General features: G+C 58.6%; 12 protein-coding genes. All 12 read left to right on the top strand.

Going from position 1 to position 13,194, the window contains the following annotated elements:
* Positions 1–362 precede the first annotated feature (362 nt).
* Positions 363–1,400, top strand: coding sequence for a glycosyltransferase family 2 protein (locus BM234_RS01585; RefSeq protein ID WP_092059975.1), 1,038 nt, complete (start codon positions 363–365; stop codon positions 1,398–1,400).
* Complete coding sequence (locus tag BM234_RS01580; RefSeq protein WP_092059973.1) at positions 1,397–2,026, top strand: sulfotransferase family protein; 630 nt, start codon at positions 1,397–1,399, stop codon at positions 2,024–2,026. Before BM234_RS01585 ends, BM234_RS01580 begins: the two co-directional genes overlap by 4 nt.
* Positions 2,023–4,314 carry a glycosyltransferase family 2 protein gene (locus BM234_RS01575; protein WP_092059971.1) on the top strand — a complete coding sequence of 764 codons (2,292 nt, stop codon included), beginning with the start codon at positions 2,023–2,025 and terminating at the stop codon, positions 4,312–4,314. Before BM234_RS01580 ends, BM234_RS01575 begins: the two co-directional genes overlap by 4 nt.
* Positions 4,286–4,999, top strand: coding sequence for an FkbM family methyltransferase (locus BM234_RS01570; RefSeq protein WP_092059969.1), 714 nt, complete (start codon positions 4,286–4,288; stop codon positions 4,997–4,999). The genes BM234_RS01575 and BM234_RS01570 overlap by 29 nt, the downstream gene beginning before the upstream one ends.
* Positions 4,999–6,027: a glycosyltransferase family 2 protein gene (locus tag BM234_RS01565; RefSeq protein WP_092059967.1), complete on the top strand. Its 1,029-nt coding sequence runs from the start codon at positions 4,999–5,001 to the stop codon at positions 6,025–6,027. The genes BM234_RS01570 and BM234_RS01565 overlap by 1 nt, the downstream gene beginning before the upstream one ends.
* Positions 6,028–6,060: 33 nt before the next feature.
* A complete protein-coding gene (gene pyrC / locus BM234_RS01560) occupies positions 6,061–7,101 on the top strand; it encodes a dihydroorotase (protein WP_092059965.1) in 1,041 nt (346 codons plus the stop codon).
* Positions 7,102–7,169: 68 nt separating this feature from the next.
* The gene (locus BM234_RS01555) at positions 7,170–7,847 is read left to right on the top strand and encodes an orotate phosphoribosyltransferase (protein WP_092059963.1); all 678 of its coding nucleotides are present in this window, start codon (positions 7,170–7,172) and stop codon (positions 7,845–7,847) included.
* Between the two features lie 260 nt (positions 7,848–8,107).
* A complete protein-coding gene (locus BM234_RS01550; RefSeq protein WP_092059961.1) occupies positions 8,108–9,601 on the top strand; it encodes a replicative DNA helicase in 1,494 nt (497 codons plus the stop codon).
* 145 nt (positions 9,602–9,746) lie between these two features.
* The gene (alr, locus tag BM234_RS01545; RefSeq protein WP_092059959.1) at positions 9,747–10,787 is read left to right on the top strand and encodes an alanine racemase; all 1,041 of its coding nucleotides are present in this window, start codon (positions 9,747–9,749) and stop codon (positions 10,785–10,787) included.
* 2 nt (positions 10,788–10,789) lie between these two features.
* Positions 10,790–11,233: a paraquat-inducible protein A gene (locus BM234_RS01540; RefSeq protein WP_092059957.1), complete on the top strand. Its 444-nt coding sequence runs from the start codon at positions 10,790–10,792 to the stop codon at positions 11,231–11,233.
* An 8-nt stretch (positions 11,234–11,241) separates the two neighbouring features.
* Complete coding sequence (gene radA / locus BM234_RS01535) at positions 11,242–12,606, top strand: DNA repair protein RadA (protein ID WP_092059955.1); 1,365 nt, start codon at positions 11,242–11,244, stop codon at positions 12,604–12,606.
* Positions 12,607–12,629: 23 nt separating this feature from the next.
* Complete coding sequence (locus tag BM234_RS01530; RefSeq protein ID WP_092059954.1) at positions 12,630–13,190, top strand: CvpA family protein; 561 nt, start codon at positions 12,630–12,632, stop codon at positions 13,188–13,190.
* Positions 13,191–13,194 lie beyond the last annotated feature (4 nt).

The raw sequence follows: 13,194 nt of genomic DNA, 5'->3' as shown, positions 1-13,194 counted from the left end.
TGCGTTCAGAATGTTTGCAAACGCCTCGACACGCAAGTGTTCCACCGCAATGCGCCCCTACGTCAACCAAGACCGCGCCGCAACGTCAGAAGCCCCGCCATCAAGGTGGCTCCCCGGGGAAAAAGGCTCGCGGGGGGATGGTTTCCTCGCAGAGCCGGGGCCTCGGCGTGCTGTGGTTTCCACGATAGCTTGCACCGTCGTTCCTCCTGCTCCAAGCTGCGCGGTGAAAGCCTCCGAATGATCCAACCTGCCGCGCACTAAGCTGGCTCCAAATGGCGAAACTGGTAACTTCTATTGTCATCCCCATCCTCACCGCAGAACTCCAGTAACCCCAGGCACTTTCAAAAGACCGTGTGAAATAGATGGCTGATAAGCTCAAAATATCCGCAGTGACTTGCGTCAAGAATGAAGGCCCATTCCTGCTTGAGTGGATTGCTTTCCACCGGCTTATCGGCGTAACCGACTTTCTATTCTATAGTAACGATTGTGATGACGGCACTGAGCAACTTCTCGATGCCCTGCAAGAGCTAGGCATTGTTCGCCACAAACCAAACCCGGCCGAGGGCAGAAACTATCAAATGGAAGCTCTGAAGGATGCCGCCCGTGACCAACAAACCCGCGCATCAGACTGGATCTGGATTGCGGATGTGGATGAGTTCCCATCGATAACGGTCGGTGCGCGTAATTTTCCATCCCTCATTGAGGCCTGTGGGAATCCTTCGGCGATTTCTCTTACATTTCGGTTCTTTGCAAATTCCGGCGTGGATCATTTCCGCGACGAACCCGTCACGGCTCAGTTTTGCATGACGCACGCCGAAGATATCTGGGCCGATCAAACATCTCAGGAAGTTAAGACGCTTGTCCGGGCCGATTTTCCCCTCAAGTATTTTGGTGCGCATCGACCTTTCGGCAGAGAGGGTCATATACTTGGACTACGATGGACTGATGGCTCTGGAAACCAAGTGCCCGACAGCTTTTCTTATGCCAGAACTCGGAATAGGATTCGAAAATTTCCGGCAAAAGGCGTAAGGCAATTCGCGTCCCTGAACCACTATGCATTGAGATCCAAGGAAAGTTATATAGTAAAATGCGAGAGAGGTGACGTGAACCGAGAAGATCGCGAATTCTCGGAATCTTATTGGCAGGATAGAAATGACTCTCAAGTCAAAGACTTGGAAATTAGAGAAAGAGATGTCGTTCTCAGAGATGAAATCAACTTTCTCAAAGGCCTAGGGAACATCGCCGAGTTACACTCTTACTGCACCAGAAAGCACGCAGAAAAGGTATCGAACCTGCTTTCTCTAGAGGAATATCGCGGCCTGTATGATAATCTGGGTAAACTACCCTCGATAAGCATTCCAGAACTGAATTTCTTGAAAACAATTGGGTTGCATCGTTGACTCGACTTCGTGTGTTCAACCTTGGTCTACCTAAGTCCGGAACGACGAGTCTGGGAGTTGCGCTAAAAAAATCTGGGCTATTCGTAGCTGATTGGAAAATTCGCGACCCAAACCACAATGAAATATCCGGTCGCTTTGTTGGAGAATTGCTCTATGAAGGGTATTATTCGAACGGGGACCCTTTGGAAAAACTCGGCCCTTTCGACGTCTTTTCCGAGGTGAGCGTGTCTTCCAAAGGGCTCAATCTATGGCCGCAAACGGATTACGCACTTTTACGCGCTATTGAATACGCTCATCCCGAGATGAAATTCGTTCTAACCTCGCGTCCGGCAAGCGATGTTGCAGACAGCATGCGTAGATGGTCGAACTTAGGGACAAGGCGCCTCCCCAAGAAGTCCGTTCCGGGTCTACCGGAGGGATATGGCGGCCAATCTGGCGAACTGGAAAGATGGATCGACGGTCATTATTCGTTTTGTCGCAGAGTTTTTCATGGCTCGCCCAACTTTCTAGAATTTGACCCCGGCTCGCCACATGCTGCAAAACAACTGAGCGACTTCCTAGGCATACCCATTCCCTGGTGGGGTCGCGCCAATGAAAATACTGACCGGCTGATCGACGACACATGACGAAAATCACCCTACATGTCGGTCTAGACGGATCTGGCGCCGAGCACCTTCAGAATCAATTTTCTGCGCAGCGAGAAAGACTTGCAAATTTGGGCGTACGCTTTCCTGTCGGCTTGGGAAAATCCAACCATTTGCGTCTATTCCTCGGAATATCGGAAGGCCAGAACTCGCTCGCCCAGCATCGTGGATTTCGCACGAAGTCTGCACGAGAAGACTTGCGCCAAAGCATTTCTAAAAACCTTTCGGATATATCTATCGACAAGAGCACGGAACATATCATAATTTCAGCCATTCAGTTTCGGGAATTATCTGAGTTCTCGGAACTTGAATTACTGCATGACCTCCTCAAAGAGGATGGGAGAGATATTTCTGTCCTCCTCCATATTTCTGAACCGTCTCGTATGTTGGTGAGCTACTATGAGGAACAGATATTCCTAGGTCGGGACCATTCGCTTTCCCGAGACATTAACCTTTGCTCGAAAGATGATTGGTGGGGTGCATGCCTGTCGCTCCGGAATGCGTGCAGGATTGAGGACGGATATTACCCCGATATTCAAGGCCCGCCACACTGGATTGACCTAGATAGAACGATCGATTTTTGGAAATCCCAATTCGGGGTAGGCGCCGTATCTCTGTTCGCGCCTCCGTCTCCTGAGAATCTCGAGGAGTACGCTCGATCCGTGAAAAATGCATTTTCCATTGATCTGGAACCCACTTATCACGTTCTGGAAACTCGCCCTTCGGCAACGACGCTCGCACGGGTTCGTGCCCTTAATGGCTTGCTGAGCAAGCTCAAGAGCCGCGGTCGGGTCATACCTCCCAAACTGCATAGATCCTTCGCAAACCGCCTAAGTGTTCCCGGCGCACCAATCGATCCCGGATCGTTGCATAAGATAAGTGCGCGCTTTGACACCAAGAGCCTTGACCCTTCGAAATTCAGTTCACCGACCAACTTACAGAATTTGCGCAAGCCCAAGCCTTCCGCCGACTGGGTCGAAGCCTCCCCCGGAGACGACTTCAGGGCCTCGCAATATGGCGCCGCTTTTCTTCCCGAAATCGAAAGCGCCACCGCCAAAGCCCGCAAACGCTCCGATCAGCGTGGCACAGGGTCAACAGAAGACATCCGGGCTTCCCACGTCCTTCCCCCGTTCGCGCAATCGCAATTCCGTTCACTGAGCCGGTCCCGCTTTGCTCCGCACAACGTTATGCCGCCTGAAGACATCGCCGTCCCAGCAGCGCCGTTTGAGGATACGACCTTGGCGCGTGCGGACACTGTGCTGATCGTCGCCTGCATGAAGAATGAAGCGCCCTACATCCTGGAGTGGATTGCCCACCATCGGACAATCGGGGTGAACCGTTTCCTGATCTATACCAACGACTGCTCCGATGGCACCGACGCGCTGCTGGACCGACTCGATACTTTGGGGATCGTCGAACATCGGCGGAATGAAAATTGGAGGGGAAAATCTCCCCAGCAATTCGCGCTGAACCAGGCGCAGAGAGAACCATCCCTTCGATCCGCCGATTGGATAATCCACATAGACGTTGACGAATTCATCGACATACGCTGCGGCAACGGCACCTTGCACGACGCTCTCGAACGCATGCCGGATGCAACCAACATTGCCATGACTTGGCGGCTTTTTGGCGCCAACGGGAAAAGCACCTTGTCAGATGCGCTCGTGATTGAGGAATTTGATCGCGCAGCGCCACGGTTCTGTCCCAAACCGCACACGGCCTGGGGCATCAAGACGATGTTTCGCAATACCGGGTCCTACGGGAAAATGAGTTGCCACAGGCCCAACAAGCTTGATCCGGATCGGCGGGGCGAGGTCCGATGGATGAATGGCTCTGGGCGCGATATCACGGAAGAAGTGATCGACCGAGGATGGCGTTCCTCGGTCAAGTCGGTCGGCTATGAGCTGATCCAACTCAATCACTACGCGCTTCGTTCTGCGGAGAGTTTCCTTATCAAGCGACAACGTGGCCGCGCCCTTCATGTAGACCGCACGATCGGTTTGAACTATTGGATACGCATGGACTGGTCCTATCACAGAGATCTTTCGATCCAGCGAAATCTCCCCCGGCTAAAAGCTGAACTGGCCCGCATACTCTCCGACCCGGAGGTGCGACGCTTGAATGACGCGGGGCGAAAGTGGCATCGCGACAAGGCCGCCGAGCTTCGTGCCGATCCTGAGTTTGCCGACCTTTACGAAAAGGCGCTTTCATTGAATCTTACTGAGACGGAGCGTGCGGCCTATGCCCTTGCTCTTGATATGGAAAGCTGAGTTGAACGACGTCATCATATCGCGGGGACTGAAATTCCCCGACGACCCCGCAATCCTTGGCAGGCGGCAAAAGCGACTTTTAAGGAGTGGCCGTTATGAGGCCCGCGAAAGCGCTGCCGCGCTCAAAGCCATCCGCGAAGACGATACTGTGTTGGAGCTTGGCGGCGGGATCGGATTCGTCTCGTCGCTCATTGCGCGCGAATGCCGGCCCCGCGCGATCCATGTGATCGAGGCAAATCCGGCGTTGCTGCCCTATATCGCCGAGGTTCACCGTATGAACGACCTTGGCGGAATAAGCCTGCGCAACGCTCTGCCCGCGCCCAAAGATGGACCGCCGCTTCCGTTCTACGTGCGCGGGGACTTTCTTGCCTCCTCAACAAAAGACGATCTCGGAAGCGCGCATGGCGGTGTAACACGCGTGGACCAAGTTCCGCAGGTGGCGCTTGATACAGTCCTCAAGGAAACCGGTGCCACGGTTCTGGTGTGCGACATCGAAGGCGCTGAGACGGAACTTTTCCCGCAAGTTGACTTCACATCACTACGCCTCGTTATCGTCGAGCTACACCCCCAGACCGTCGGACAGCAGGGGATTCAGGCCGTTTTCGATGCCATGGCGCGTGCAAATCTTACCTACTTTCCGCGTCAATCCTCGGGCAAGGTTGTCATGTTCAAGCGGGATTGGTGATGCGCATCCTGGCCATATTGACGGTACGGGATGAGGGGGCGTTCCTTCTGGAATGGCTCGCCCATCATCGCGCGGCCGGCATCACTGATTTTCTTGTGTTTTCCAATGATTGCTCCGATGGAACAGCGGAGTTGCTCAATCGGCTCGCCACACTCGGGCTGATCGTCCACATCCCAAATCCCGGCCCCTACCATAAGCGCGGCATTCAGTTTACCGCGCTTGAACTTGCATCACGACACCATCTGATCGCCGAGGCGGACTGGATCCTGCCACTCGATATAGACGAATTCGTGAACGTTCACGTTGGGGACCACCGGCTTCCGGACCTTATCGACGCTGCGCCCGAGGCAACGGCCATAACGCTCACATGGCGGCTTTTCGGAAATGCTGGTGTCATGCGCTATGAGGATGGCTCGCTTCTCGATACCTTCACCCAAGCGGCCCCCGAAATCTTGCACTGGCCTTGGCGCGCCGCGATGTTCAAGACGCTCTACAAAAACGATGGAACCTATCGCAAACCCGGCGTGCACCGCCCCCGCGCGCCGCGGCCGGATCGTCTGGAGGAGGCACGCTGGTTTGACGGTCACGGCCGCCAGCTCGATGCCCGCTTCCTCGAAGGCAAGGTCTTTTCCGACTTCGGCCGCCCGAACTATGGGCTTGCCCAACTCAACCACTACCCGCTCGGTGCGATGGAAAGCTTCGTGCTCAAGGCTGATCGCGGCCGCGCGGTACATGCCGAAGATGGGCTCGGCCTCGACTACTGGATCGAGCGAAACTTCGAGGATGAAGAGGACACCAGTATTGGCGCTCTTCGTGCGCCGCGTCAGGCGATCCTGGAGGGTTTGAAGGCCGATAGTGAGATTGCCCGTCTGCACGCCGCGGCCGTCGACTGGCGCCATCGCCGCTTTGCAACGCTTATGCAAAGTGAGGCAAACCGCGCACTATTCGGGCGGCTTCTCATGGCTGCGCCGAGCGGTGTTCTACCGGCTGCACTTGCTGAAGCGATCCGGGCGTATTCACGCCCCTAGCGCAAACTTTCGCGGTGCTGTAAGCCGACCGCCATGACTGAAACGCTCCGCATTCTGCGCCCCGACGACTGGCACCTGCATCTGCGCGACGGCGCGATGATGAAAGCCGTGCTGCCTGAAACCGCCCGCCATTTCGCGCGCGCCATCATCATGCCAAACCTCGTGCCGCCCGTAGTGACCTCTTCAGACGCTGCGGCCTATCGCGATCGGATCCTCGGCGCGCTCCCAGCGGAGCAGAGCTTTGAGCCGCTCATGACACTTTACCTCACCGAGGAGACCGACCCCGAGGATGTGGCCGCAGCCCATGAAAGCGGTCTGATCAAGGCGGTGAAACTCTATCCCGCCGGGGCTACGACCAATTCGGCAAGCGGTGTCCGCAATTTTGATCGTGTTCGGCCTGTGCTGGAACGAATGGCCGACATCGGCTTGCCCCTGTGTGTGCACGGCGAAGTGACCAGTTCCGAGGTCGATATCTTCGACCGCGAGGCCGTTTTCATTGACGAAGTCCTCGACCCACTCCGCAGGAGCACTCCGGGTCTGCGCGTCGTGATGGAGCATCTCACGACGCGCGAGGGCGTAGAGTATGCGCGGGAGGGCGGGCCTGATCTTGCGGCAACGATCACCACACACCACCTTGTCATCAACCGAAACCACCTGCTCGTAGGGGGCATAAAACCGCACTACTATTGCCTGCCCGTGGCCAAGCGCGAGGAGCATCGGCTTGCCCTGCGCGCCGCCGCCACGTCGGGTGATCCGTCGTTCTTCCTTGGGACCGACAGCGCCCCCCACCCCGACCGCCTCAAGGAACATGCCTGTGGCTGCGCGGGCTGTTTCACCGCGACAAACACGCTCTCGATCCTCGCGGAGGTTTTCGAAGCGGACGATGCGCTGCATCAATTAGAGACCTTCACCTCCCTGAACGGTCCGCAGTTCTATCGCCTGCCACCCAACGCGGAGCATATCACCCTGCGCAAAGGTGCGCCCAATGAGTATCCTTCCCATATTTCTGCGGGGGATGAACAGGTGACCGTTTTTGATCCCGGGTTTCCCCTTCACTGGCACGTAGAGCCCTGAACCGGGCATCCCCTTTCCCTTGAGAATTCCAGCCGCATTCCCGCGAGCCCCAGCCAAAGGACCGATCAATGATCCCAAGTAGTTACCCTGACCAAAAAGAAATCGCGCAACTGAGCGCGAAGATGCTGCTGGAAATCGGCGCGGTTCACTTCAACGCAAAGGAGCCCTTCACGCTCGCATCGGGCCTTCGGTCTCCGACCTATATCGACTGTCGCAAGCTGATCTCCTATCCACGCATCCGTTCCACCCTGATGGATTTCCTTACCGTCACGGTCATGCGCGATGCCGGGTTCGAAGCCTTTGACAACATCGCAGGCGGCGAGACGGCGGGCATTCCCTTTGCGGCACTCGTGGCCGAGCGCATGGCCCTTCCGATGACATACGTGCGAAAGAAGCCCAAGGGATACGGCCGCAACGCCCGGATCGAAGGGGAGATGACCGAAGCGCAGCGGGTCCTGCTGGTCGAGGATCTGACAACCGACGGCGGCTCCAAGATTTCATTTGTCGATGCGATCCGAGACACTGGCGCCACCTGCGCGCATACGGCGGTCATCTTCTACTACGGGATTTTCCCGGAGACCGAACGGACTCTCGGTGATCATGGCGTTCAACTCCACCACCTCTGCACATGGTGGGATGTTCTCGAAGTTGCCCGGGCACAAAAATCCTTCGACCCCGAGACACTGGCAGAGGTTGAAGTGTTTCTTGGCGATCCCCGTGCGTGGCAGGCCCGGCACGGCGCATAGGCGGAGGCTTGCCGGTGGCACAGACAAGCTGTGGAACAATCCGTGGATTAATTCGGGATAACTGTTGGGCGACTCGGGCGAAACCGCCGGTGAACCTTGCGCAAAGCGCTCACCACCTCTAGCATTGGTAGCGTAAGCAGCGACGCCCACCAGATATCGGAACTTGTGGGGCGCGGTGCGCCCACCTTATCCACAGCTTTGTTCTACTGGCGCGCCGCATCGTGAAAGCGTATGAGCGCAAGCTCAGGACAGGGACAGTCATGAACGAGATCACTGCTTTCAACGCGACCGGCGCTTCGATCGAAGACGCCGAAACCATGCCGCACTCGGTCGAGGCGGAGCAGCAATTGCTCGGCGCGATCCTGACCAACAATGACATCTATGACCGCGTGGCCTCCATCATCGGGCCGCAGCATTTCTATGATCCGGTCCATCGCGATATTTACGAAGTCGCCGCCGCGCGCATCGCCAAGAACACCCTCGCGTCACCGGTGACGCTCAAAGCGTTTCTTGAGGATCACGCCGGGCTGAAGGAGCTTGGCGGGCCTGCCTATCTCGCGCGTCTTGCGGGGGCTGCGATTTCCGCCTTTGCGGTGCGCGATTACGCCCAGATGATCTACGATCTGGCGATCCGCCGCGAGTTGATCGGTCTTGGCCGGGAAATTTCCGCGAAGGCGGCGAAGGTGGATGTCGCTTCCGAGCCGAGAGAACAGATCGTCGACGCGGAGCAAGCGCTCTACAAGCTGTCCGAACAGGGAAAATCGGAAGGCGGGTTCCAATCCTTCCTCAAGGCCGTGACCGATGCGGTCAACGTGGCCAATGCCGCCTATCAGCGGGAAGGCGGCCTGGCCGGGATCTCAAGCGGTCTTACGGACCTCGACAAGAAGCTCGGCGGCCTGCACAAGTCGGACCTGTTGATCCTCGCCGGACGTCCCTCGATGGGCAAGACATCCCTTGCCACGAACATCGCCTTCAACATCGCCAAAGCCTATCGCCGGGGAAAGAAGCCCGACGGGACCGAAGGCGCACTCGAGGGCGGAGTGGTCGGATTCTACTCCTTGGAAATGAGCGCAGAGCAGCTTGCCGCGCGGATCCTGTCCGAAGCCGCAGAGGTTCCCTCCGAACAGATCCGGCGCGGCGACATGACGGAGGCGGAATTTCGGCGCTTCGTTGAGGCCGCGAAATCGCTCGAAGCCTGCCCGCTTTATATTGATGACACACCCGCCCTGCCGATTTCGCAACTTGCCGCACGTGCGCGCCGGCTCAAGCGAACACAAGGGCTCGACGTGCTGATCATCGACTATCTGCAGCTCGTCCGCCCCGCGACGGCCAAGGACAGCCGCGTCAACGAAGTCTCCGAGATCACCCAAGGCATGAAGGCCATCGCCAAGGAACTCGATATACCCGTGATCGCCCTGTCACAGTTGTCGCGCCAAGTGGAGAACCGCGAAGACAAGCGCCCGCAATTGTCGGATCTGCGAGAATCCGGCTCAATCGAGCAAGACGCCGATGTTGTGATGTTCGTCTTCCGCGAGGAATACTACAAGGAACGCGAAAAGCCCGGCGACCACGACCTAGAGGCCATGGCCAAGTGGCAGGAGGAGATGGAACGTCTCCACGGCCGCGCAGAAGTGATTATCGGCAAGCAACGCCATGGTCCCATCGGTTCGGTCGATCTCTCCTTTGAAGGTCAGTTCACGCGCTTCGGAAATCTCGTCAAACCATGGCAACAGGGAAACGAAGAGAACTTCTAAGCGCCCGGCCACCCCTCGGACCGTGCCAAATTGGCGCGGACGACCGGGCCACGAGGTATCGTATCTCGCGGTTCCAAACGTGGCCGCACACCCCGCTCCTGCGCTTTGTTCTTGACCTCTCCGCGAGAGGTGGCAAACACGCGGCATGGCTACTGGAACCCTCACCATTGATCTTGATGCGCTCGCCGCCAACTGGCGCGCGCTTGATGCGAAATCCGGCGCGTCCACCGAAACGGCGGCCGTGGTCAAGGCCGATGGCTATGGTCTCGGCGCCGCGCGTGTCGCGCGCAAGCTAGCCGTCGCCGGAGCGCGCCGCTTCTTCGTCGCCGTCGCTGAAGAAGGTGCCGCCGTCCGCGATGCGGTTGGGCCGAACGCCCCGATACACGTATTTTCCGGCCATATGGCGGGTGATACCGACATGCTCGGGGATCTGAATCTCATCCCCATGCTGAACTCTGCCGAGCAGATGGTGCGCCATCTCGAAGCGCTGCCCGGCCACCCTTTCGGCATCCAACTCGACACAGGCATGAACCGCCTCGGAATGGAGCCCGCAGAATGGGCTGCGGTGCGTGACATCGCGCTCGCACAGTCACCCGTTCTGGTGATGTCGCACCTCGCCTGCGCGGATGAGCCTGACCATCACATGAACCGAAACCAACTGCGCGCTTTCAAGGAGATGACCGACGGCATCAACGTGCCGCGCTCTCTCTCCGCCACGGGCGGGATCCTGCTCGGGTCTGATTTTCATTTCGACGTAACCCGGCCCGGTATCGGACTTTACGGCGCCCGCCCCTTCGAGGACGCCGCAACGGTCGTCTCACTCGACATTCCGATCATCCAGATACGGGAGGTTTTGGCAGGCGAGACCGTGGGGTACGGCAATACATGGGAAGCCGACGCGCCGACGCGTGTCGCAACCATCGCCGCAGGCTATGCGGATGGCCTAATCCGGGCGCAGGGGCCGGACGGCTATGCCCTTGCCGGAAAGACACGCTGCAAGATCCTCGGCCGCGTGTCGATGGACCTGATCGGCGTCGACGTATCCCACTTGGAGGAAGACCCCGAAAGCCTGCGCCTGCTTGGACCCGGGCACGGTGTGGATACCATGGCCGATGCCGCCGGCACGATCGGATATGAAATTCTTACCTCGCTCGGTGCGCGCTACAACCGCCGTTACAAGGGCTGAGCTTGACGCGCGGGGCGCTTTTCTGGGCCAATCTCGCGTTGCTTGTCCTATTTCCCCTCTCGTGGTGCGCGCCGCTGTTGCGCGCGGGACTCCTGCCGATCTTCGGAATGGCCGAAATCTCCGTGATGTCTGGCCTGCACAGTCTCTGGGGGACGGAGCCGGTACTTGCCGCACTTGTCGGCGTTTTCGCGCTTCTCGCCCCCATGGCCAAGACCTTCGGATTGATCCTCGTGCACGCGGGCCGCGCCCCGCACCTTCTTCCTCTGGCCTCCGCGCTCGGCCGCCTCGCCATGGCGGACATCTTTTTGATCGCGCTTTATATCACCTTGGCCAAGGGCATCGGGGTTGGCCGCGTCGAGACGGCGTGGGGACTTTGGCTTTTCACCGGATGTATCCTTGCGTCACTGGTGATTAGCCGTTTGACGGCGCGCGAAATGCGTGGCTAAACCCCGCAATGGCCAAGGCTTCAGTTTCCTACTCTTGCTCCGAATGCGGTGCGCAAACCTCCAAATGGGCCGGTCGCTGCGAGGCTTGCGGCGCGTGGAACACCATCACCGAGGATACCCCCCTGTCCGCGGGACCGGCCAGCAACTCGCTGGGCGCCTCTCGGGGTCGGACGATCCCGCTCAGCGATCTCTCCACGCACGAAGCCCCTCCCCCGCGCACCTCTGCGGGGGTCGAGGAACTTGACCGGGTGCTGGGCGGCGGCCTTGTCCCGGCCAGCGCAATCCTTGTGGGCGGCGATCCGGGGATCGGCAAATCGACCCTGCTGCTACAGGCTGCGGCGCGCTTCGCCCGCAGCGGTCTCAAGACGATCTATATTTCCGGGGAAGAGGCCAGCGCACAGGTGCGTATGCGGGCACAGCGCCTTGGCCTGACGGAATCCCCCGTCATGCTGGCGGCGGAAACCAACCTTCGTGATATTTTGACCACGCTGGAGGCCGAGCGCCCACAGCTTGCCATCATCGACTCGATTCAAACCATGTGGTCCGATCAGGTCGGCTCCGCCCCCGGTTCAGTCTCTCAGGTGCGCGCCGCCGCACATGAACTCACGACCTTCGCCAAACGCCGCGGCGTGGCGGTCATTCTCGTGGGCCATGTCACCAAGGACGGCCAGATCGCCGGGCCGCGTGTGGTCGAGCATATGGTCGACACGGTGCTCTATTTCGAGGGTGAGCGCGGGCATCAGTTCCGTATCCTTCGCGCGGTCAAGAACCGGTTCGGCCCTGCGGATGAAATCGGTGTGTTTGAAATGACCGGTCGCGGGCTGGTGCAAGTCTCCAATCCCTCTGCACTTTTTCTATCAGAGCGGGGCGATGCGGTCCCCGGTTCGGCGGTCTTTGCCGGGATCGAGGGCACCCGGCCAGTTCTCGTGGAGATGCAGGCACTTGTCGCGCCCTCCACCCTCAGCCAACCGCGCCGCGCGGTGGTTGGATGGGATGGTGGCCGGCTTGCGATGATCCTCGCGGTTCTGGAATCCCGCTGCGGCGTTCCGTTTGCCGGGCTCGACGTCTATCTGAATGTGGCGGGCGGCATGAAGATTTCCGAACCCGCGGCGGATCTCGCCGTCGCCGCTGCACTTCTTTCAGCGCGGGAGGACGTCTCCCTGCCCGAAGGTGCGGTGGTTTTTGGTGAAATAAGCCTCTCTGGCGCGCTTCGTCCCGTCGCACAGACCGAAAACAGGTTGAAAGAGGCGCGGAAACTTGGTTTTTCCCAAGCGCTCCTTCCAGCGGGGAGCAAGGGCGAAGCAGCAGAGCTTGGCCTGCGCAAGATGCGCGATCTCGCGGGCTTCGTGTCCGAGATGTTCGGCACGGATTGAACGGCAAAAAGGACGAAGACACCATGGACGGCTTTACCATCATTGACGGCATCGTCGCCGTCGTCATCGTCCTCTCGGCGCTATTGGCCTATTCGCGCGGGCTCGTGCGGGAGGTCATGGCAATTCTGGGATGGATCGGGGCGGCCATCGTCGCGTTTCTCTTCGCCGATCAGGTACAGCCCTTGGTAAAGGAAATCCCCTATATCGGCGATTTCCTCTCCGACAGTTGTGAATTGTCCGTACTGCTGGCCTTTGCGATCGTCTTCACCATTGCGCTTGTGATCTTCTCGTTCTTCACGCCGCTCCTCTCCTCGATGGTTCAAGGGTCCGCGTTGGGGCGCATCGATCAGGGATTTGGGTTCCTGTTCGGCGTGGTGCGCGGCATCTTGCTCGTGGCGGTGGGCTTCTTCGTCTACGGAACGGTCGTGACCACGCAGGATGTGGATATGGTTGAGAATTCCCGGTCGGCAGCGGTGTTCGCCCGCTTCACGGACCGGATCGAAGAGCGTAATCCTGAACAGGCACTCGGCTGGATCACGCAGCAGTATGAGCAACTCGTAGGTGTTTGCGAAACACCCACCTAAGCGC

This window comes from Poseidonocella pacifica (assembly GCF_900111875.1).
Taxonomy (GTDB): Bacteria; Pseudomonadota; Alphaproteobacteria; order Rhodobacterales; family Rhodobacteraceae; genus Poseidonocella; species Poseidonocella pacifica.
Note: the sequence above shows the minus strand (reverse complement) of the source record. Positions and strands in the feature narration are given on the sequence as shown.

Excerpts from the sequence above, each read along its gene's own strand:
- BM234_RS01585 (WP_092059975.1), top strand. The coding sequence starts at position 363 with ATGGCTGATAAGCTCAAAATATCCGCAGTGACTTGCGTCAAGAATGAA.
- BM234_RS01575 (WP_092059971.1), top strand. The coding sequence starts at position 2,023 with ATGACGAAAATCACCCTACATGTCGGTCTAGACGGATCTGGCGCCGAG.
- BM234_RS01570 (WP_092059969.1), top strand. The coding sequence starts at position 4,286 with ATGCCCTTGCTCTTGATATGGAAAGCTGAGTTGAACGACGTCATCATA.
- BM234_RS01565 (WP_092059967.1), top strand. The coding sequence starts at position 4,999 with ATGCGCATCCTGGCCATATTGACGGTACGGGATGAGGGGGCGTTCCTT.
- pyrC (WP_092059965.1), top strand. The coding sequence starts at position 6,061 with ATGACTGAAACGCTCCGCATTCTGCGCCCCGACGACTGGCACCTGCAT.
- BM234_RS01555 (WP_092059963.1), top strand. The coding sequence starts at position 7,170 with ATGATCCCAAGTAGTTACCCTGACCAAAAAGAAATCGCGCAACTGAGC.
- BM234_RS01550 (WP_092059961.1), top strand. The coding sequence starts at position 8,108 with ATGAACGAGATCACTGCTTTCAACGCGACCGGCGCTTCGATCGAAGAC.
- alr (WP_092059959.1), top strand. The coding sequence starts at position 9,747 with ATGGCTACTGGAACCCTCACCATTGATCTTGATGCGCTCGCCGCCAAC.
- radA (WP_092059955.1), top strand. The coding sequence starts at position 11,242 with ATGGCCAAGGCTTCAGTTTCCTACTCTTGCTCCGAATGCGGTGCGCAA.
- BM234_RS01530 (WP_092059954.1), top strand. The coding sequence starts at position 12,630 with ATGGACGGCTTTACCATCATTGACGGCATCGTCGCCGTCGTCATCGTC.